The organism is Oscillatoria salina IIICB1, from assembly GCF_020144665.1.
Classification (GTDB): Bacteria; Cyanobacteriota; Cyanobacteriia; order Cyanobacteriales; family SIO1D9; genus IIICB1.
The window spans coordinates 1-21733 of record NZ_JAAHBQ010000042.1; the positions used below are offsets into that span (position 1 = coordinate 1).

Annotated in this window: 20 protein-coding genes and 1 tRNA gene; 5 read left to right on the forward strand and 16 right to left on the reverse strand. The window is 41.6% G+C overall.

The window, feature by feature from the left end; all coding sequences use genetic code 11:
- Positions 1–1489, reverse strand: a 1489-nt coding sequence (locus G3T18_RS13820; protein WP_318013971.1) for a site-specific integrase, incomplete at its 3' end; no start/stop codon positions are given.
- Positions 1490–1540: 51 nt separating this feature from the next.
- Positions 1541–1795, reverse strand: a complete 255-nt coding sequence (locus tag G3T18_RS13825) for a chlororespiratory reduction protein 7 (protein ID WP_224411151.1) — start codon at positions 1793–1795, stop codon at positions 1541–1543.
- A 98-nt stretch (positions 1796–1893) separates the two neighbouring features.
- On the opposite strand from G3T18_RS13825, the gene G3T18_RS13830 reads away from it, so the two are divergent.
- Positions 1894–3300 carry a protein adenylyltransferase SelO gene (locus G3T18_RS13830; RefSeq protein WP_224411152.1) on the forward strand — a complete coding sequence of 469 codons (1407 nt, stop codon included), beginning with the start codon at positions 1894–1896 and terminating at the stop codon, positions 3298–3300.
- Positions 3301–3683: 383 nt separating this feature from the next.
- Here G3T18_RS13830 and G3T18_RS13835 read toward each other — a convergent pair whose 3' ends face one another.
- Complete coding sequence (locus G3T18_RS13835; RefSeq protein ID WP_224411153.1) at positions 3684–4400, reverse strand: MBL fold metallo-hydrolase; 717 nt, start codon at positions 4398–4400, stop codon at positions 3684–3686.
- A gap of 160 nt (positions 4401–4560) precedes the next feature.
- Between G3T18_RS13835 and G3T18_RS13840 the strand changes: the two genes are divergently transcribed.
- Positions 4561–6054 carry a site-2 protease family protein gene (locus G3T18_RS13840; protein ID WP_224411154.1) on the forward strand — a complete coding sequence of 498 codons (1494 nt, stop codon included), beginning with the start codon at positions 4561–4563 and terminating at the stop codon, positions 6052–6054.
- Between the two features lie 324 nt (positions 6055–6378).
- A complete protein-coding gene (trmFO, locus tag G3T18_RS13845; protein ID WP_224411155.1) occupies positions 6379–7740 on the forward strand; it encodes an FADH(2)-oxidizing methylenetetrahydrofolate--tRNA-(uracil(54)-C(5))-methyltransferase TrmFO in 1362 nt (453 codons plus the stop codon).
- A 12-nt stretch (positions 7741–7752) separates the two neighbouring features.
- On the opposite strand, the gene G3T18_RS13850 is transcribed toward trmFO, so the two are convergent.
- Positions 7753–7962: a hypothetical protein gene (locus G3T18_RS13850; RefSeq protein WP_224411156.1), complete on the reverse strand. Its 210-nt coding sequence runs from the start codon at positions 7960–7962 to the stop codon at positions 7753–7755.
- 320 nt (positions 7963–8282) lie between these two features.
- On the opposite strand from G3T18_RS13850, the gene G3T18_RS13855 reads away from it, so the two are divergent.
- A tRNA-Arg gene (locus G3T18_RS13855) sits at positions 8283–8355 on the forward strand.
- Between the two features lie 87 nt (positions 8356–8442).
- Here the strand turns inward: G3T18_RS13855 and G3T18_RS13860 are convergent.
- Positions 8443–9726 carry a DUF389 domain-containing protein gene (locus tag G3T18_RS13860; protein WP_224411157.1) on the reverse strand — a complete coding sequence of 428 codons (1284 nt, stop codon included), beginning with the start codon at positions 9724–9726 and terminating at the stop codon, positions 8443–8445.
- 132 nt (positions 9727–9858) lie between these two features.
- Between G3T18_RS13860 and G3T18_RS13865 the strand changes: the two genes are divergently transcribed.
- A complete protein-coding gene (locus tag G3T18_RS13865; protein ID WP_224411158.1) occupies positions 9859–11100 on the forward strand; it encodes a cation:proton antiporter domain-containing protein in 1242 nt (413 codons plus the stop codon).
- Between the two features lie 457 nt (positions 11101–11557).
- Here G3T18_RS13865 and G3T18_RS13870 read toward each other — a convergent pair whose 3' ends face one another.
- The 11 genes from G3T18_RS13870 to rph form a co-directional block, all read right to left on the reverse strand.
- On the reverse strand, positions 11558–12193 hold the full coding sequence (locus G3T18_RS13870; RefSeq protein WP_224411159.1) for an ankyrin repeat domain-containing protein: 636 nt from the start codon (positions 12191–12193) through the stop codon (positions 11558–11560).
- Positions 12194–12529: 336 nt separating this feature from the next.
- Entirely contained in the window at positions 12530–13474 is a 945-nt protein-coding gene (mdh, locus tag G3T18_RS13875; RefSeq protein ID WP_224411160.1) for a malate dehydrogenase, read from the reverse strand.
- Between the two features lie 61 nt (positions 13475–13535).
- The gene (ndhO, locus tag G3T18_RS13880) at positions 13536–13754 is read right to left on the reverse strand and encodes an NAD(P)H-quinone oxidoreductase subunit O (RefSeq protein WP_224411161.1); all 219 of its coding nucleotides are present in this window, start codon (positions 13752–13754) and stop codon (positions 13536–13538) included.
- 295 nt (positions 13755–14049) lie between these two features.
- Positions 14050–14913, reverse strand: a complete 864-nt coding sequence (locus tag G3T18_RS13885) for a DNA-formamidopyrimidine glycosylase (protein WP_224411162.1) — start codon at positions 14911–14913, stop codon at positions 14050–14052.
- Positions 14914–14915: 2 nt separating this feature from the next.
- Positions 14916–15293, reverse strand: coding sequence for a photosystem I reaction center subunit IV (locus tag G3T18_RS13890; protein WP_224411163.1), 378 nt, complete (start codon positions 15291–15293; stop codon positions 14916–14918).
- An 83-nt stretch (positions 15294–15376) separates the two neighbouring features.
- A complete protein-coding gene (locus G3T18_RS13895) occupies positions 15377–16015 on the reverse strand; it encodes a DUF6391 domain-containing protein (protein ID WP_224411164.1) in 639 nt (212 codons plus the stop codon).
- Positions 16016–16193: 178 nt separating this feature from the next.
- Positions 16194–16466: a photosynthetic electron transport-dependent transcriptional regulator PedR gene (pedR, locus tag G3T18_RS13900; protein ID WP_224411165.1), complete on the reverse strand. Its 273-nt coding sequence runs from the start codon at positions 16464–16466 to the stop codon at positions 16194–16196.
- A gap of 415 nt (positions 16467–16881) precedes the next feature.
- Positions 16882–17658 (reverse strand): RDD family protein, encoded by a 777-nt coding sequence (locus tag G3T18_RS13905; protein ID WP_224411166.1) that lies wholly within the window; start codon positions 17656–17658, stop codon positions 16882–16884.
- A 132-nt stretch (positions 17659–17790) separates the two neighbouring features.
- On the reverse strand, positions 17791–18627 hold the full coding sequence (locus G3T18_RS13910) for a DUF975 domain-containing protein (protein WP_224411167.1): 837 nt from the start codon (positions 18625–18627) through the stop codon (positions 17791–17793).
- Between the two features lie 592 nt (positions 18628–19219).
- Entirely contained in the window at positions 19220–20668 is a 1449-nt protein-coding gene (pds, locus tag G3T18_RS13915; RefSeq protein ID WP_224411168.1) for a 15-cis-phytoene desaturase, read from the reverse strand.
- A 259-nt stretch (positions 20669–20927) separates the two neighbouring features.
- Positions 20928–21647 carry a ribonuclease PH gene (gene rph / locus G3T18_RS13920; RefSeq protein ID WP_224411169.1) on the reverse strand — a complete coding sequence of 240 codons (720 nt, stop codon included), beginning with the start codon at positions 21645–21647 and terminating at the stop codon, positions 20928–20930.
- Between the last annotated feature and the right edge of the window lie 86 nt (positions 21648–21733).

Sequence of the window (21733 nt, forward strand, 5' to 3'; positions counted from 1 at the left end):
GTCGCTGTAGTTGTAGCTTTAACTGCTCGTTCTCTGTTTTTAATCGCTCGTTTTCAGTCTTTAAGGTGTCTATTTCATTCTGTTTACCTCGTAGGTCATTCAACGCAGATTGTAAGCCTTCGAGTTTGCTTTCTTGACCTTGGTAACGGAGGTAAGTGCTTTGGTTCATTGCTACTGTGTGACCAAGACTGTTAGCGATTGCTAGGTGGTTTAAACCTGCTTGGTGCATTCTGATGTTGCAAGCATGGCGTAGTTTGTGAGAGGAGAAAGGAATTTTTTTCTTGGATATCCAAGTAGAATAGTTTGATGAGCAGTTGTACCCATTTACCTTGCAGAAACCTAATGGATTTTTATACTGTGGTAAAACTTCACTAAATGGTTGATTGATTAAGTCAAAAGTCTCGAACCAATCCTCACCTTTAGGCATAAATGGAAGCGCTAAACGTTTCCCGGTTTTACCTTTCTCAATTACTAGGATTTTCTCAGTGTTGTTAGGGTCGTTAATTGCAAGAACTACTTTGTTATTGCCCTGATATTTAATTGTCTCTTGTGAATCATTTTTTGAGTCATTATCAATAACGATAAATTCGCCATTTTTGATAATTACAGGATTATCCCAATTCATGATTGAGAAAGCTTCGTGAATCCGTAAGCCATAGATAGCAAGGATGCCATAGAGTCTTAAGGAACGTTTATTGCGTTCCTGGTCTGTTTTTGCCCGCGCATTAACTACCCATCTTTCGTTTAAACTTTCCCATGTTTCTCTTATCTCTTTGTCATCAGGTAGATGGTTTTTTTGCTCAGAACACTCTGTGCTATCCATCTCTTTTTCTACCCAAGTTGTGTATTTGTTAGGCAGTTCTAAAATTGACAAGTTTCGCTTAATTACTCTCAAGTGCCTTTTTTTTCTTTGCCCCCCTAGTGGGACATTAGATGCCCATTGAGCTAAACCTATCAAGGTAAATTCATCGTTGTTATTCTGCCAATCAGCAAAGCAATGGAAATGTTGATAATAAGAACAAGCTGGATTTTTAAGTTTCTTTTTACGTCCTTCCCAGTCACGGTTAATTACTTCCCAAGCGTCGTGAAAGGTTAGTTTCTGTTCTGTAGTTGCTGTGGTGGGGGGCTGTTGTTGTTTAGGTTTACGTCCGATTAACTCGTCTTTCCAGTCATCGGTGTATGTGCCACTGGTTAACGCTTGGGTAATCTTGGTGGCTACTGTCTCAGCTTCTACCAGATGGCGCGTGTTGATTGGTTGGCTAGCACCTCCCCAGTTATTCCGGACAGATTGGCGTTTAGCTTTACCGTTACTGCCTAGCAGGGTAGGGTGACTAAACTGAATCTCTAGGCTACCTTTCTTGATGCAGATAGCGGCTGTGCTACCATACTCACCCGCTTTTTTAATGCGCTCGTTAGCTTCGGTCACTAGGTGTGGAATGTTGTAACTACCGTCTTTCCAGGCTTCTGAGGGCTTAACTGTATCACTCATCTGTCACTCATCCTTTATGTGCTTTTTTATGTAACTTTGATGAGTAATAGTTTAACACAGACGCACCACATACCACTGTAGATATTCTCCTGCACCGACATCAAATTCGCAAGAAGTTTCCATGAGGTACTTAGCTTGTGCGTCAAGAGAGTCAAATTTGCGCAAATCTCGCGGTAGATCGTCTTGATATTGCTGTAAAATCCCTTTGAGTTTGGCTAGTAACTCTTCTGGAGTAAGAAATTGCTCTGGTTTGTCAGTTTCGAGAACGACATAACCGTCCTCCTGATACATAATTGAGTCTGGCATATAAATATAAAAAGCAGCGTAAGCGTTTAATCTATCTTCAAGTTTAATCCGAGAGTGCGACGCGATCGCTAATCCACCATTTTGCTATCGAAAATTTCATGAATCCTTTGCTCACTCTCAACTACGAACCAGCCTTAGAAAATTTAGGAGATGACTATTTTGATCGAGTACCAGCAGCTCAATTCCCTAACCATATTTTACGCTGGCGCAACGACCAGTTACTCTCCAAGCTCGGACTAAATCCCGAACAAGTTACCAACAACCATTTTATTGAAGCTTTTGGCAAATTTGAGGGGGTACGTCCCTTTTTAGCCTTAAGGTATCACGGCTATCAGTTTGGCGCTTATAATCCTTATTTAGGAGACGGTAGAGGCTTTGTTTACGGACAGGTACGAGGTACAGATGGCTATCTTTACGATTTCGGAACCAAAGGTTCTGGAATGACTCCCTACTCCCGCAGTGCTGATGGTAGACTAACTCTTAAAGGTGGCGTGCGCGAAATTTTGGCGGCCGAGGCTTTACATCAATTAGGAGTTAATACCTCTCGCTGTTTGAGTATGATTGAAACAGGCGAGGCTTTATGGCGTACTGACGAACCTTCTCCAACTCGTTCTTGTGTGATGGTACGCATGAGTCGTTCTCATATTCGCTTCGGTACTTTTGAGCGTCTCCACTACATTCAACGTCCAGATTTAATTCGTAAATTGTTAGACCACGTTATTAATTATTACTACCCTAATCTTACTTCATCTAAAGATAAATATGCGGAATTTTATGCTGAATTAGTGCAGCGAATAGCAGAATTAGCCGCGCAGTGGATGGCTGCGGGTTTTTGTCACGGGGTTTTGAATACGGATAATATGTCAATTACTGGGGAAAGTTTTGATTACGGTCCCTATGCTTTTATTCCTAGTTATAATCCTCAATTTACTGCGGCTTATTTTGATTATGGTGGCTTGTATTGTTATGAAAATCAGCCGTTAATTTGTAAGGTGAATTTAGAAAGATTACAAAAGCCTTTGGCTTTAGTGATGGCTAATTATGAATTGGAGGCTGGTTTAGCACAATTCGACGATTTTTATCAATCTAGTTATTATCAATTGATGTTACGCAAGTTAGGTTTGCCAGATTTACCAGTTTCTCAAGGTGAGGAGTTAGTTCAGCAAACTATTCAAGCGTTGAAAGATACTCAAGTTGGTTATCATCTCTTCTTTGCTGAATTAAGAGAATGGTTTAGTCCGAATTGGCGAAATGATAGTTCAATTATTTGGGAAAATGCTTCGTTTTCGCTTTCTGGTTGGCAAGATTGGATTGAATTGTACCATAAAAGTTTGAATATTTTACCTGCTGAAAAAATGGATAAAGTTAGCGATCGCTTGAGGTTTGCTAATCCGAAAACTGCTTTACTTAGACCAGTAATTGAGTCGATTTGGGAACCAATTACTCTGGAAGATAATTGGGAACCTTTTTATGATTTGGTAGAACAGTTGCAAAAGAAAATTTAAGGGGGACTGGGGACTGGAAATTAATAACTTGTAATCTTATTTTCCTAAATAAATGCTACAGATACGGACTCTGTAGAGACTAAAATGCAACGTCTCTACACAATTTCATGTAGCGTAGCCAAATCAAATTGGGATAACTAGCAATTGATAGTTGATAACTATTTTATGCGGCTACGTGGTAACTGAGATAAAATGCAGAAAAAAGTCTAGAAATGTTATCTAGAGAAATTGTCCAAAATGCCTTTATGAGTTATACCATTTCCATAAATGAATGCTACAGATACAGACCCTGTAAAGACTAAAATGCAGCGTCTCTACCCAATTTTATGTAGCACAGTCAAAGCAAATTGGTATTAATAATTGGTAGACAAGATTTGTGTGTTTCAGATAACAACTGGAGAATGAGTTAAAGCAGATAAATCTAACTTTGTGAGATGTTGATAAGCGTCGTCAATAATACCTTTACCACGGAGAAAACCAGTATTAGCACCAGGACAGATGTATTGGAGAGTTTCCGGAGAAAAACGCGATCGCAATTTCTCTATACTACGCACCTGACGCAACCAATGAAAAGTCTTAGCAGTACGCAAAGGGACGATTTCTCCTTTTTGGTTGGGTAGCAGATGTCGTCCAGTAAACAAAACGCCACCCTCAGCTTGATAATATAGACAAGCAGAACCAGGAGAGTAACCAGGAGTCCAAATCGCTACATATTTGTCAGCCAAATTTACCTCTCGTTCAAAAGAATTTACATTGACTTCTGGCAATAAATATGCTTCTTGTTCTTGAATAATCACCTCACAGCCCGTCGCTGCTTGAATTGACGCAACTTTACCAATACCACCTCGATGAGTCAAAAACAGCCATTTAACGCCTCCATGCTGATTGAGAAACTGATGATTGACCTCATGCCAAGCCGGACAATCAAGCAGAATGTTACCGTCATTTTCTACAATAAAATAAGAGGTTGCACCTAGAGTATCTCGATTGGGAGGAAAAGCAAAAATTCCTGACCTGAGCAAACGAGGTAATTTAGGAGTAGTAGTAGAATGATTAGTCCCCAGATGGCTTTGAGGAGGATTTGACTCGAAGGGTTGCATCTTAATCTTATTACTCGCTATGAATGTAAATTTGGGGCAGCGATCTAAATTAACGATCGCAGTGTAAATTAAATACTTTCTCGATCTATTGTAAAAGTGGAACAGAATGTAAATTCTGTGGTTCTAAAGAGGCTTCTCGATCGCAAATCGGCTGTTAAATATGTTGGAATTTTTACTCCTCATTGTACTGAGTGTTATTACATACATTATTGTGAAACGCAGTGTCGCTGGCATAACTCGGACACCAATCTGGTTATTATGGCTAGTGATGATGACTCCGGCGTTTGTCTGGACTGCTTGGATCGCGTATTTTGGTAAAGAGCGACCAATTCCACCTTTGTTGGCGATCGCGCCATTTGTGCTTTGTCCTTTAGTATACTGGTGGCTGATTGGGATCGGTAGGCGCAATGCACCGAAAACACCAGCTAAGCCAGATATTTCCACAGGAGATCCAGAAAAAGCGCCTTTAGCAGCTTCTTCAGAAGATTCCTCGAAAGTTCGTCCAATTACAACTAATGAAGAAAAGCTGTTACGCAATTGTTTCCCTTGGGGTATATATTATCTGCAAAATCTCGATTATCGTCCCCAAGCGATTCTTTGTCGGGGAAAACTGCGTTCAAATCCAGAAGTAGCTTATAAAACGATTAAAGAAAATATTACCGAAAAATTTGGCGATCGCTTCCTGCTTATTTTCCAAGAAGGTTTCAAAGGTCAGCCTTTCTTTGCATTAGTTCCCAATCCGCGATCGCAATCCCAAGATAAACTAAAGCCAGAAGAAAAACTTACACGCCCAAGTCTAGCCCTAGCACTGTTGTTTATAACTCTTTTTACCACAACAACGATTGGAGCGGAAATAGCCGGCGTTTCTCTTGAAGCATTACAACAAGACCCTAGTTTACTGTTACAGGGACTTCCTTATTCCTTATCAATCGTCGGAATTTTAGGCATACACGAATTCGGTCACTATCTAACAGCCAAATATTACCAAATTCGCACAACCTTGCCTTATTTTATCCCCATACCCTTTTTCCTCGGTACATTTGGGGCTTTTATTCAAATGCGATCGCCTGTTCCTAATCGTAAAGCTTTATTTGACGTTTCCCTCGCAGGTCCTTTAGCAGGTTTTATCGCTTCCGTACCAATTTTACTTTGGGGATTGTCTCTCTCGGAAATTGTTCCTCTCACCGACGAATCTGGTTTACTGAACATCGAATCAATCGATCCTCGTTACTCATTTTTACTCGCAGTTTTGAGTAAAATCGCCTTGGGAACCCAATTCACTCCTCAAGCAGCAATTGACCTTCATCCGATCGCCTTTGCCGGTTATGTCGGTATAGTAGTGACAGCCTTGAATTTAATGCCTGTAGGACAACTAGACGGCGGTCATATCGTTCATGCTATGTTTGGACAACGTACCGCGATCGGTATTGCTCAAGTGGCAAGGTTATTAATGTTAGGTTTGGCATTAGTTCAGTCAGATTTCTTACTTTGGGCGATTATCCTCTGGTTAATGCCGATCGCTGACGAACCTGCACTCAATGATGTCACAGAATTAGACAACAAGCGCGATTTTATCGGTTTACTGGCGCTAACTTTGTTAGTTATTATTCTCTTACCCGTACCCGCTACTATTTCTCAGTGGTTGAATTTTTAGGGGCTGGGGACTGGGGGCTGGGGATTGGGGACTGGGGACTGGGAACTGGGAACTGGGGACTGGGAACTGGGAACTGGGGAGAGGGGGGAGACAAGGAGGAGGGGGAAGACCGGGGAGAGGGGAGGATAAACTGATAACTGGCAACTGCTAACTGCTAACTGATAACTGTTCACTGCTAACTGTTCACTGAAATCCCCAATCCCCAATCCCTAATCCCCAATCCCTAATTCCCAACACTCCCAATACCCCCAACACTCCCAATTCCTCCAAAACACCCAATTCCCCCAATCCCCAATCCCTAATCCCCAATCCCTAATCCCCTATATGACTAATAACAAACAGAAAATTCATGTAATTGGCGGTGGTTTAGCTGGAACCGAAGCCACATGGCAAATTGCCCAAGCAGGAATACCTGTAGTTTTGCACGAAATGCGACCCGTGCGACTTTCTCCTGCTCATCATACGGGAGAATTAGCCGAGTTAGTGTGTAGTAATTCTTTTGGGGCGAAAAATAGCGATCGCGCGGCTGGTTTACTCCACGAAGAGTTACGTCGTTTGGGTTCGATTATTATCGCTACTGCTGACAAACACTCAGTTCCCGCAGGTGGCGCTTTAGCGGTAGATCGGGCTGTTTTTAGTCAAAATTTAACGGAAACTCTCGCTAACCATCCCTTAATTGAATTACGCCGCGAGGAAATAACCGAAATCCCCACTGATGGTGTGGTTGTCTTAACTACTGGACCTTTGACTAGCCCCGAATTAGCTGAAAATTTGCGACGCTTGACGGGTATGGAATATTTCAGCTTTTTCGACGCGGCTAGCCCGATAATTACTGGTGAGTCAATTAATCGAGATCTTGCTTTTCTCGCTTCCCGCTATGACAAAGGCGAAGCTGCTTATCTCAACTGTCCGATGAATAAGGAACAGTATCTTCGTTTTTGGCGAGAATTATGCGCCGCCGAACAAGCCCCTGTGAAAGATTTTGAACGAGAAAATGCGAAATTTTTTGAAGGTTGTCTTCCTATCGAAGAATTGGCGCAGCGAGGCGAAGATACCATGCGCTATGGACCTTTGAAACCTGTGGGATTGTTTGACCCTCGCCAGCCGGAAAATGAGCGAGATCGCCCTTATGCAGTAGTTCAGTTACGCCAAGAAGATCAAGCTGGTCAATTGTGGAATATGGTCGGTTTTCAAACGAATTTGCGCTGGGGCGAACAAAAGCGAGTTTTTCGCTTAATTCCTGGTTTAGAATCAGCCGAGTTTGTCCGTATGGGCGTGATGCACCGCAATACATTTATTAATTCACCCCAGTTACTTCATCCCACGCTGCAATTTAAAAATCGCAGCACATTATTAGCCGCAGGTCAACTCATTGGTACAGAAGGTTACACAGCCGCAACCGCCGGAGGTTGGCTAGCGGGGACAAATGCAGCACGTATTGTGTTAGGATTATCAACTATCGCAGTTCCACCAACAACCATGATGGGAGCATTATTGGAATTTATTAGTTCGGCAGAGCCAAAACATTTTCAACCAATGCCACCCAATTTTGGTATAATTCCGGAATTGCCAGTTCGGATCGGGAAGAAAAGAGAAAGATACAGGAAATACAGCGAGCGATCGCTAAGCGATTTAGATAATTGGCAAGCTCAACTAAATGATTTATCTTTAGTTTTAACCAATTAACCTCGCTAGGCGTTATCTATTCCCAACTCCTACTAACTCTTTTTCCTGAGTAACTGTAGCTAAACTACTACTAAGGCGTTCCAACCTTTGCTTCTGCTTTTGAGCAGCAACGATTGAAGCTAAATCTGGCATTTCCTGCCAACAGTGAGAGCAAAACCAGTAAGGACCGCTTTTGCGAACGTAGTGAAGTAACTGCCCGGAGCAACAAGGACATTTATGCATAATCCGTTTTCAACCTGAGAATTTTAAAATCGTTTTTGTCTATACTTTAAATTTAAAGAAAAATCCTTCATCCTGCCTTTAATTTTCCACAAGAATTATGAAGTTTTTGTGAAGTAAAGGCTTAGATCTATTTGCCATAAATCTCAATATTTTGGGAAAAACAAGTGAATATAACTCTTTACCACGATCTTGTCCAAAAGGCAAGGGCTTTAAGTTATGTTAAAATAGAAAGAGGTTTCTCGATTTCACCCTCTCAACAAAGCTGATGAAAGCAAAAAGCAGCAAGTTAGGAGCGGAGATGCTATCCTAGATGGAGACGAGGGCGCGTAGCTCAGGGGATAGAGCACCAGATTCCGGTTCTGGGTGTCGGGGGTTCAAATCCCTCCGCGCTCGTCACGCAGACAAATTAATCAGATCCGTTGACGACAAAAATTGCTCGACGGAGTTTTTTTTAGCTTTTCTGCAAACAGCCAAGCCAGATTATCGTAAATAATTAGGTGGTTCGAGGACGGTAACATCAACTAAGGGCGTAGCATTGTATTCCTGAAGTAAATTAGTTTGGATAACTTGGGTGAGGGTTTGGCGTATTTCTTGAGAACTTGCTGAGATCCCTTCTTGAGGTTGAACGTAAATTGTAACTAATAAAGTATTTTGACCGGGAATATTGGAGCGAGTGAAACGCACATTCGCTTCGACTAAATTAACCAAATCACTACGATTAACTATTTGTTGAACATCAGCATTTGCACGTTGAGCGCGACTGGAACGTTGTAAGTTAGGAGAATTAGAAATTTGCCAAGTAAGTAAACCTCCAAGTGCGACAATTGTTACCCCAAGCGCAACCGGAAAAAGCCATTTTTTGCCGCGATCGTATCTAGCACCGATCGCCGTAACTCCAAACAGACGAAAAACGATCGCCGCCGACAAATTAATTCCCACCAATTGCAAAATTAAGAGAAATACACCGCTAATTACCATATCCCAACGAGTTATGGCGATCGCCATTCCGACAATTCCGGCTGGTGGTGCGAGGGAAGCAGCGACTAACATCCCCGTGGCTGCACCAGAGACAAGACTACTTCTTTCTGACTGCACCAATTGCAAACCCCCGGCTGCACCTGCGGCTAAAGGTAGTAAGACAGTGACAGCAGAAATTTGACTGTTATCAACCATTAAACTGGTAGCGATTTGTTGTTGGAAAATCAAGCTGAGAAGTAAAGTTACCGCGATCGTGACAGCTAAAGCTGCAAAATAACGCACTAAACTACGCCAGAGAAGCATTTTGTCACCTCTAGCACTAGCGATCGCCACATTCATCGCAGGTCCGGCGAAGGGTGCAATTAACATTGCTGCCACTAATAAAAAGCTACTATTGGTAAATAAGCCAATCCAGACGACAATACCAGCCACTACCGCATAACCTAAAAAGCCTTTCCAGGAACCAACACTTTGCAATCCCGCTAAAAAGATTTCAATCGGACTGCGTACCTGGACATCAGTAACCCGATCTGGTGCTTCCGAAGGAGGAGGTTGCAAAGCGATCGCTCCTTGAGGAAAAAAGCTAACGTGCAAGTCGCGAATAGGCTCTAATTTCCTCAGTAAATGCTCGACTTGACGGTTAGAAACCCGCACAATTACTACATCTACCTCTCCAGAGGAATCAGTTCCAGTAAGTTGTACTAAGTTAACTCCCCGATGCTCTTTTGCAACTTTAAGAACTTCTTTTCCGTATCCCTGTGGTGTTTGAATCCATAACTGGCGCACCGTTCACCTCGCATCCAAAATGTTTCTTCTTTGTGAATGTATCTTGGAGCAGATTGAAACGAAACTACTATTCGATAGAGTTATTTTTAATTAAAAAAATATTTTCTCAAGATTTTTCAACTACCTTAAACCGTGAGCGAATCAATCTCAGCGCAAATCAATCTTGCTTTAGCAGTTTTTGGCGGATTGGTAGTAATTTATGCTTTATTTTCTCGCTTTTTCAAAGAAAGGCTACTCATCTCTGACCCAATTTTGGCGGTATTAGTGGGAATATTGTTGAGTCCTTTGGTGCTAAATTGGTTTGCTCCGAGTAATTGGGGGAATCAGGAGATAATTTTGCTCGAAGCTGCGAGAGTGGCGATCGCAATTCAATTGATGTCTACTGCACTAAGATTACCTAGTGGTTATCCTTTCCGTCATTGGCGTGGATTAGGAGTGCTACTAGGTTTAATTATGCCGCTTATGTGGCTGTGTAGTAGCTTATTGGCTTATTTAATTCTCGATTTATCTGTTTGGGAAGCTTTGTTACTCGGAGCAGTTATTACTCCGACAGACCCAGTTTTAGCCGCTACGATTGTAACTGGTGCTTTTGCTGAACAAAATCTCGCTAAACAAATTCGCCATTTACTCTCGGCTGAGTCTGGTGCAAATGATGGTTTGGGTTATCCTTTTGTTTTGTTACCAATTTTGATGCTTAATCGTCCCCAAGGTGAAGCAATTTCTCACTGGTTGCTTGAGGTTTGGCTTTGGGAAGTGGGGGCTGCTATTGTTATGGGTGGTTTGCTTGGTTACTTGGCTGGTGTTTGCTTAGTCTGGGCGCAAGAGAAGGAAATTATTGATAAACAATCTTTTTTTACTTATACTTTGGCTCTTTCTGTCGGTGTGCTTGGGATAGTTAAATTACTTGGCAGTGATGGAATTTTAGCAGTTTTTGTTGCGGGAATTGCTTTTGATTTAAAGGTGGAATCGAGAGATAGAATTGAGGAAGAAAAAGTCCAAGATTCTTTGGATTTGTTGTTGACCACTTCAATTTTTGTTTTATTCGCTTTAGCGTTACCTTGGCAAGAATGGTTAGATTTGGGCTGGAAAGGTTTACTGCTAGCTGTGGCTGTTTTGTTATTACGTCGCTTACCTGGAATGCTGTTACTGTATTCTCTGATGGGGTTAAGACGCCGCGCTGATGCTTTGTTTATGGGTTGGTTTGGTCCGATTGGGGTAGCAGCAATTTTTTATGCTAATTTGGCTGTACGGGATACAGGAATCGAGGAAATTTGGCCGATCGCCAGTTTAATTATTTTTACTTCTGTTTTCGCTCACGGAATTACGGCTGTTCCTTTCACAAAGCTACACCATCAACCCAAATCAGATAATTAATTACTAATGGATTTTTTTGCTCACACAATAACTCATACACTTATTGGACTTGTTGCTTTAACTATTATCGGATTTCTACAATCTTTTCATAGTAATTGGATGATCCTTGCACAGCACTATAAGACAAACCTACCAATACCAAAAGATACTATGCTAACATGGCAAACTATCACTATAAACTCCTTTACTTATCAACGTAGCTTAAGGATTAGTTCCTCACAAGAAGGACTTTATCTTTCTATGACCTTATATATGTTTATTCTTAGACCTTCCCATCCCACCCTATTCATTCCTTGGAGTGCAATTACTAAAGCTCATCCCTATAAAATTCTGGTTGAAGAATACAAGCTATACGTTGATATCCCCAACAGACTCAATGCTCCAATCGTTTTATCAATTCCTAGAGACAGTTTGAAATCAGCCGAAAAAATTCTAGCTCAAAAATGGTCATATACTTTTAATTTATGCCACCGTGACTGCTGAGAAAACCTACTATTTCTTGGTTCTCAGATTGCAACGCTAGGGATAGCGGAGTTGTACCATTCAAAAGTCTAGAGTTGACCTGTGCCTCATTTTCTATTAAAGTTGAGATTATTTCTAAGTTGTTATTTATTACGGCGATGTGTAAAGAAGTGAAACCATTAATGTCTTGACAGTTAACTTCGGCTCCATAGTTTATTAGCGTTTTAACTACTTCTAAATGGTTACTGAGTACGGCACGGTGTAAGGCAGTAAAGCTATCTTCACAAAGAGCATTTATGTTTACCCCCCTTTTTGCTAGTATGTCTACCAGTTCTTGATGTCCCTTATCGGAAGCAATATGTAGTATTCTGTAACCAATTTTTCCTTTTAGCTTAGTATCTTTTAATTGATTAATGTGTTTGGCAACCCGCTCTATCTCTCCGATTTCTGCAAATTTGAAAATTCTTTCTTGGAAAGACCATAAGGGAAATAAAATAAGAGCAGGTGTGAGAATGAATACCTGAACGGGAAAATTATCATTAATTTTTATCAGTAGTAAAGCTAGTAAGAAAATAATTGTTAACGTGAGATAAAATAATGGACTTTTAAAGAAATTAAATTTGTGAGACATGATTAAAAATAAATTGCTAGTAATTGTTGGTAATTCTATAATTATTAGATAAAGAATAGATTAGTAGTCCACTAAGTTAATTCTGACAAGGACTAAATATAGGGTTCGTGTCACTAGGGGCAGCGAGAAGGCGTATTGCTAGAGAAACTGCTATGAGGTGCCAACGCGCTAAAACTCTTGCGTAGCGGCAATTTTTTAGGCTAATCTGGCTGTACGGGATACAGGAATCGAGGAAATTTGGGCGATCGCCAGTTTAATTGTTTTTACTTCGATTTTCGCTCATGGAATTACGGCGGTTCCTTTTACGAAGCTACACCATCAACCCAAATCAGATAATTAATTAATTTCTACCATTTTTAAGGCTTTCTCGACGTTTTCACGCACGTCAGCCGCCGAAATATGTAAGGCTTTGCGTTCGCTGTCGCTAATTGGCAACTCTAACACGCTTTCGATACCTTTACTTCCTAAGCGACAGGGAACACCAATAAAAAGGTCATCTAAACCATATTCGCCTTGAACATAAGCTGCGGCTGGTAATAGACGCGAGAGATCGTGTAAAATAGCTTCAACCATCTGGCAAACAGAAGAGGCGGGAGCGTAATAAGCCCCACCTGTTTTAAATAATTTCACAAGTTCCGCTCCACCGTGGCGGGTTCGCTCTACCAAACGCTCAATCGTGCTACCATCTAATAATTCCGCGATGGGAATGCCGCGAACTGTACAATATTTCGGTAAAGGAACCATCAAATCCCCATGTCCTCCTAAAACCATCGCACTGACATCAGCGATCGCTACTTTCATTTCCATTGCAATGAAGGTTTGCAGTCGGGCTGAGTCGAGAACACCTGCCATCCCCATTACCCTCTCTGCTGGTATTTTCAAGGCTTGCCAAACTAAATATGTCATGACATCCAGAGGATTTGTCACGACGATAAACACGGCGTTGGGTGAGTAAGCAATTGCTTTTTGGGCTGCTTCAACGACAATTTTCGCATTTGTGGCGATTAAGTCATCCCGACTCATCCCTGGTTTGCGTGGTATTCCGGCAGTAATGACGACAAGATCTGAATTAGCTGTATCAGTGTAGTCATTAGTTCCCGCGATCGCGCGATCGTGTCTTTCTAATCCTTGGGCTTGGCTTAAGTCAAGGGCGATTCCTTGGGGTAAACCACCGATCACATCTAGTAACACTACGTCTGCGAGGTTTTTTTCAATAATTCGCTGGGCGAGGGTGCTACCAACTTTACCAGCGCCGATAATGGAAACTAGGGGTGAACTCATTTTAGTTAAATCTGGTATTTGGGAACCACAGATGGACACAGATAAACACAGATATGGGGTTTTAGTCGGCTAGTTCGAGTTGATCGACGTGAAACCAGATTGGCGGTGTAGGGACGTAAAATTTCACTTGGGCATAGTCGTCGTTCATGTCTACAACTTCGCCTTTAGTTTCAAATATATAAGGTGGAAAGCGGCGATCGCTAGCTGTTGCTTCGACGCTATTGTCTAGTTTTTCTTGCACGACTCTAACTAATGCTTTGTTTTTGATTTTGCCTGCCATGTTTTTTGCTCGAGAATTCTTAATATATTTTAAGGCGATTTGGTAGTTGGGGATTAGGGATTGGGGATTTCAGTGAACAGTTAGCAGTGAACAGTTATCAGTTAGCAGTTAGCAGTTACCAGTTAGAAGTTTATCCTCCCCTCTCCCTGGTCTTCCCCCTCCTCCTTGTCTCCCCCCTCTCCCCCCTCTCCCCAGTTCCCAGTTCCCTCTCCCCAGTCCCCTCTCCCCCCTCTCCCCAGTCCCCAGTCCCCAGTTCCCAGTTCCCTCTCCCCAGTCCCCAGTCCCCAGTCCCCAATCACCAGTCACCAGTCACCAATTGACATTCTGGACAAAAGTGAGACGATCGCCCTGCTAATTTTACCTTGGCGATCGCTGTACCGCAATTGCGACAAGGTTCGCCTGTGCGTCCATAAACCCAGGCTACGCCCAGATAGTTTCCGTTGACTCCCATCAAATTCAGAAAACTACTAAAGGTTGTGCCGCCTTTGTCAATACCTGTTTGCAAAACTTTAATTATTGCTTGATGTAAGCGTTCAATTTGTAAATGAGTCAAATTACAACCCAGGGTTTGTGGATGTATCCCACTCAAAAATAAAGCTTCATCAGCGTAAATATTACCAATACCTGCGGCGATCGCTTGATCTAAAAGTAAAGTTTTGATATTGCGTCGCGATTTGTGCAACTTTTGTGCTAAGTATTCTGGTGAAAACTCAGAGGAAAAAGGTTCCGCTCCAAGTTTCAGTAAACCTGTAATAATTTTTTCTGGTGGTAGATCGGGCGGAACATACCAAAATTTACCAAAAGTGCGGGTATCGACAAAACGTAATTCTTGGTTTTCCTCAAAAAACAATCTTACTCGCGTATGCTTTGGCAACGTCGATTTGCGCTCTACCCATAATAACTGACCGCTCATCCGTAAATGAACGCCCAAAACTCCTGCAAATTCTCCTTCAGGGCTTGACAAATTTGCCAAAAGGTACTTACCCCGTCGTTGCCAGCGATCGATTTGCTTACCTTTAACTCCCCGCCAAAATTCGCTCGCAGAAAGAGGGTAAGCAAGCGTGCGTTGAAGCAACACTTCCCCACCCCTAATTTCCTGATTCAGGGTCAATTTATTTAGACCCCGACAAACTGTTTCTACCTCTGGAAGTTCAGGCAAAATTAACGTGCTTCCGTACCTTGGTTAGGATCGCCCTCTTTATCTGCGCTACCGCCACCAGGTTCTTCTGCTGAAGCGTCCTTAGTGGGGGCATTTTCACCACTACTGGTTGTACGACCGCCGGGATCCATTTTAGTCTGCTTACCGCCCGAAGCTGTTGGCGTTGATTTCCCTTTCTTGGGTGCGCCGCCGCCAATTTCTTCGAGTTCGTGTAAAGCGAAGTTATTGGTGTTTACTCCGGCGTAGTTAACTTTATCAAAACGAACGATGACTGGATAGATAATGCCGCTTTTGTCCACAGTAGCTACTGTGCCGACATCTTGATACCAGTAGGATTCTTTACGGAGTATTCTAACTTTTGATTTTCTTTCTATTGCCATCGCGATTCCTCGTTTAGCTTTAATCACAGCGTACTATCTGGGAGCCACTCACTGTTAATTTTTGATTTTAAGTTTTGTTGCAACTAATGCCAGCGTACCTGGACGAAATAGGCGGGATGTCCCCAAAAATCGTAAGTTTCGTAGATATCTTCCACTGCTAAATTGAAAGGGATTGAGGTAGTTAGGTACTTTTGGGCGAGGGTTCCCAAATCGGGTGCTAGTTGAGAAACTGTAGTTGTTGCCACTCCCAAACCGATCAGTTGTTCTAGGGGTTCTCTGGGGGATAATAGTACGTTAGTACCGAATATCGCGGCAGTTAAGGCGATCGCTACTGATAAATTTGTTCCGCATCTCGGATGCAAAGCTAAATCCCATTCACCCGCACGTAAGCGATTTAAAGCTGTCATCACTGCACGCCTTAAATGAGCTGGGTTGACTTGTCCGTACAAATAAAATCCAGCTTCGGTAGAAAGCCCTCCTAAACTTTCGTCATCGATCGCGGTGGAAGACTTACTACCAGCAGAGCTAAAATTACTCTGGGCTGTTTCACTAAGTACCCAAACAGTAGCGTGTTCCAAGGCGTGAACCTGACGCAGAAGGAGAATTTCTTTTAGTCCAGGAACAAAGTTAAATTTGGCGAGTAGATCGCTGTCTTGATTGGGTTGGGGAGTTGGTTCCCGAAACTCCCAGAAATTGCTAGAAATAGAAGCAGCATTATTCATAAATTTTCTCAATATTCATTAGCTACAGGGCTGCCCTCAATTTGGCACTCAACTTTGGCACTCGCTACGATCGAGCAAGGAAATGATTATTTCAACTGTAGCGTTCCTGACAGCAACTAACGGCAAATCTTTATTTTGCGTCTATTACACCTAGTGTGTTTTTCTCATCGTGTTATTTTTATTCGTTTTGGTTTTGCGGAAAAGGTAAAGAACAACAGTTAACATCATCAAGACAAACTTTTCCCCACTGCAAAGCCCAGCGCACTAATGCCACGCGGTTATCAGTGGAAGTTTTGTTAAGGATGTTACTAATATGGTTATCGACAGTTCTTTTACTTATTTCTAGTTTTTGTGCAATTTCGAGATTAGTCAAGCCAGCAGCTACTAGCTCGATAATTTGCAATTCTCGATCGGAAAGAGATGCCGGGGTATTTACATCGCCACCAGCCATAGGTAATGTGTCCCTTAGTATATGTACTTAGTCTACCTTCAATTGTAAAAGATACTCCGCCAAGCTACCTCATTCAAATCGGAGATATGTGTCTTTTTTGATACCTTTACTAGAGGAACTGAAGACTGAATTGATGGGATGATGAGATCGCGAAGTTTCTCGCTCAGCAAAAAGCGAGCTTTGCTTGACAAAAATAAAAGAATGTGATAATGAAATAATTTAATCTTCGCTGGTAACAAACTGAGAAACTCCTCTAGCGATCGATAACAAATGAGAAACGATCCAGGAGCGATCGCCTACGAACTAGATTCTGTAGAAGGTGTGTGTAATTGTTACCGCAGGCGAAGCACAAGTTAATTCTGGAGAAATGTAGCATCTTTACGTCTCTATCAAACTAAAATCTAACATCATTAGATTATTGTTGATAAGCCACATAAACAGCCTCCAAAAATTGTGTCGCCGTAACTCTTTCGGGAATAACTTCCAAACCAATAATATCTTTCACTTGATAAGCTAACTGTCTCGCTTTCTCAATTCTAGCTGGCGGTGTCATTATTTTTCTTCGCTGCAAATACTCGCGAATTATCGCAAAATCTTCAGGAATCAAACGAGATAAATCTGCTTCTAAAATTAGCTGAGATGCCAAATTTGCCGCTTCCGGAGAAACTGAAAAATTAGCCGCATTAATAGATCGTTCTTCTTGAATTACAATCGTTCCTGCTAGCCAATCTCCTAACCGCTTTTCCTGCTTACTAAAAATAATTAAAAACACTCCCAAAAACATAAGATCGTCTACAGGTCGGAGGACAGCACGCAAAGTTGCTTGTTGCAATCTTGTCGGACGACCATCATCACGAATTACCCGAATTTTTACGAACCGCTTACCAGGAGTTTGACCTCGCCATAAAGTTTCAAAAAAGACAAAATAGCCGACATAAATAGCAAAAGTAATTATTAGTTGAATTGAAAAAAACCACAATTCTAGATCGACATTATCGCCAATTACTTCTGAGAAAACATCTACTAGTTGAATCGATAAATAACTCGATCCTAGGATAAAAAATAATAAAATTAAACTCCAGATAATATAGTCTATTAAGAGAGCATAAGCTCGATTACCTATACCCGCTAAAGTGAAATCTAGTTCCACACTTTCTGGAGTTTGCAGTGTAACTCGATTAAAAAAGTGCATAGCCAAAAACTTCTCAAAAAATTATTCGCTCGAGTAATCAAGAAATGTTTCTAATCTTTCTCCATTTGCTTCAAAAAACGATAGTAAGAAATCAACTTCTCTTTCTTTCTAGAATTAGATAGTAACAAGCTATCACAAACCAGGATCGCGCATTTCCAAACCTAAACCTTCCTTCCGAGTGAGTAAATCATAGTAAATAACGGCTTTAACTGTTTGCCAAAAAGGAACTAAAAGCGCACCAGAAGCAAAACTTATTGGCAAAAGGATCGAATAGTAGAGTAACAAAAAAAGACCAGGATTAGGAGCATCGGGATTGAGCAATAGAGTGAAAGCAAGTTGTAAGATTCTGCTGACGATCTGAATAATAATTGAAATCGGTAGTGTAATCAAAAAAGCTACCGTAAATACTCCCACTAATCGCCACACGAAACCTTGAGTTAAATTCCAACTACGACTGATAGCATTTGTTGCGCCGATGTTTTCTTCAACTGCTATCAGTAATTCAACGATCGCAAAGCGAGAATAGAGCCAAATATAGCCTAGTAAAAACAGAGAAACAATTACGAATCCTCCTAAACCAACAAATATAATTATTCCTATATTCGGCTGTTGGTTCGCACCTACATCAACTACTGCTGCAACGACAATGCTAAAAATAATTCCGAGAATGAAAAAACTGATGAATAAGATCCCAAATATAATCAAACCGATCGAGATTCCGGCAAAGAAAAAGTCCCACATTCGTCGCATCACGTGGCGTTCAGCATCTTTTACTGCTTCTGGTTGTTCCCTAACTTCATTGAAAGCAAGACGAGAGATTTGTCCGGAAATGGCAGCAAATTTTGCCCAACCATAAATTGGTACGAGTATCCACCAATAAGCTTTGAATGCTAAACCATAATAAGTTTTGAAGCGATCGCGATAGATCCGCAAGCCAGCACTGACAATGTTCCCCACGCTAAATTCCATAGCCTATACCCCCTATTGTCCATATTTTCCAGTTTTTTGTTTTTCTCTTGTCTCACTATCCCTCATTCATTACTCCATCACTTACATGAAATACGATTGTGTACTGTAATGTTACTTAAATTGCTCGTGAGTGTCATCCCTCATCTTACAATCCGCACCCCCTAACTTATGAAAATTAGCTTAGTTAATTTACAAAGGGTAAAAAGTCCGACCTGAGACTCGCTATTGTAGCTAGCTATACTTACAGGTTTACTTGCTACGATCTTTACCTGAGTTCGATCTCAGCAAATTAGCTAGAAAGTTCTTTTCAAGAAACTTACAGGGTTTGCTTGCTGACCAGTTTTTTTCAATTAATGAAAATTATTGATAATGGGTAGTAAAGAAGACATCAATCGGTAAATTTTTGTGAACTTCGATCGCTTAATCTTCAAGAAAATAAAGAAACTGGAAAAATTACTCATTTTAGTCGGGTTATTTTTCCAGTTTCTTTATTTTTCTATTGGTTTTAATTTAGCATCATTGCCTAAATTAAACCTGAGTTTTTAGCGTTCACTTATTTTTAATAAGCAATAATTAATTGAGACAATCCAGGTCAGAAATTTTTAGTATCTAACGAGGAAGTCAATTGACGAGGGGCTGACACTTCAGCTTGAGCAGGTGTAGTAGAGGAGTTCAATTGCTGAGGAAAATCGGCAGCGATCGCGGCTGCGGTTAATTTTCCTGACAGCACGGCTCCTTCCATACTTCCCAAATATTCTTGCATAGTGTAATCACCTGCAAGATAGAAGTTAGCGATCGGTGTTTTTTGGTGGGGACGATGTGCTTGTCGTCCAGGAGTTGCCTTATAAACCGACCTAGGAGTTTTAACAACGTGATATTTAAGCAGTTTAGCTTGATTTTCGCCGTTAAAATGATCTGGGAAAAGAGTTTCTAACTCTGCCATTGTCGCTTGAATGATTTCTTGGTCTGATTTGCCGATCCAATCTTGAGCGGGAGCTAAAACTAATTCCAGCATTGAGCGATCCGGATTTGCATAAGCTTTACAAGTATTGCTCATGTCAGCATAAACACTGAGAAGAGGCGATCGCGAAAAGAGCAAATGATCGATATCAGTTAATTTCCGGTCAAACCACAAATGTAAATTAATTACCGGAACCCCAACTAAACCTTCTAGCTTTTGGAAATAAGCCATTTCTCGCCAAGCTTGAGGCAAGATTAATTTTAAGGGGTCAACAGGCATCGCCGATACATAGGCATCTGCTGTCAACACCTCACCACCCTTGAGCAGCAAGCCTCGTACTGTATTATCTTCATTTAGTAAAAACTCTTTGACTGGTGCATGCAAACGCACTTCGCCACCCTTATTAGTCACATAATCAACTAACGGCTGACACAATCTTTCTGTCGGCGAACCGTCCAGAAAAGCCATTTTTGAGCCATGAGTTTCTTGTAAGAAACGATTCAAAGCCGTCAGTAAAATTGTTGCAGAAATCTCGTCAGGATTAATAAAGTTTAACGCCTTCGACATGGCGATAAAGACTTCTTTCTCTACCCTGGGGGGGATGTTTTGTTTTTTCATCCACTCCGACCAAGTATATTTATCCATTTCCTCAACATACTTTTGACCCCGAATCATTGCCGGAATCAAACCAATGCCAAAGCGGATTTTTTCACCCCAAGTAAGCAGATCGTTATTGCGTAAAATCGCTACCACACCATTCCAAGGGGCAGGAAGACGAGGAAAATCAAACCGAGAGTAAGTTCCCGGTGCTTCCGGCTGATTGAAAATCATCGTATGTTTTTTCCATTGCAGCCGATCTTCAATATTCAATTCCTTAAACAACTGAAGCATATTCGGATATGCTCCAAAGAAAATGTGAAGTCCAGTTTCGTACCAATCTCCATCCTCATCTTGCCAAGCGGCAATTTTGCCACCAAGAACATTTTCTCGTTCCAGGACAATCGGAGTATATCCTGCATCAGTTAAGTATTTGGCGCAAGAAAGTCCTGCTAAACCAGCTCCCGCGATCGCTACTCGCATTTAATCTTTCTAATTCCAATTAGTGGTTAGTGTATACTGGGATTCATTATACTTTGCACTTCGTTACATTTTCCAGCCCAAGAGAAAACTTCCACTCTTATCAGCGTAGCCATCGCCACAGCTAACGTATTTTTCCTTTCCTGATAGCTAGAGCAGACGAAAAACGATCGCCACGCCTGAGTTTCGCTGATCATGTCAAGAGCTAACTCGTTTTCTGCTATAGTTAGGGCTTTATCCCGTCATCAACCACCCAATCAACTTAACTTTTCAAAGCCTTTTTTTGCGCTTCAACCAACTCTTTAATTCCCTTTTCTGCAACATCTAAAATCTGATTTAACTGACTGCGACTGTAGCTTCCCGTCTCAGCCGTACCTTGAACTTCAATTAAATCTAAATTTCCCGTCATCACCACATTAAAATCAACTTCAGCAGCGACATCTTCCGGGTAATTTAAATCTAGATATATTTCTGATTCAATAATTCCTACCGAAACCGCAGCGACGGGATAGCGTAAAGGAGAAGTGTCTAAATCACCATTTTTTAAGAGTTTCTCAATTGCTAAACCGAGAGCAACATAACCGCCAGTAATTGAAGTTGTGCGCGTTCCTGCATCAGCTTGCAAAACATCAGCATCAATTGTAATTGTACGCTCTCCAATTGCTTTTAGATCGATCGCTGCGCGCAAACTACGTCCGATTAATCTTTGAATTTCTTGGGTACGTCCCGAAAGTTTGATAAATTCGCGTTTTTGGCGTTGAGGAGTTGCACCGGGTAGCATTCGATATTCCGCAGTTAGCCAACCGCTTCCACTACCAACTAAAAAAGGTGGTACGCCCGCTTCAATGGTGACGGTGCAAAGAACTTTGGTGTCGCCACATTCTGTTAAGACAGAAGAGGTGGCAAAACGAGTATAATCTCGCTGGAAGCGAATTGGACGCAGTTGATTTTTTTTGCGACCATCGGGACGTTGCCGGGTCATTATGTTTGCCTCGTTATCTCTTTTTGAGAATAACATGGATGGTGGCGATTTAAGTGTTTTTTTGTTTCGCGCATTCGGCGGAGCCG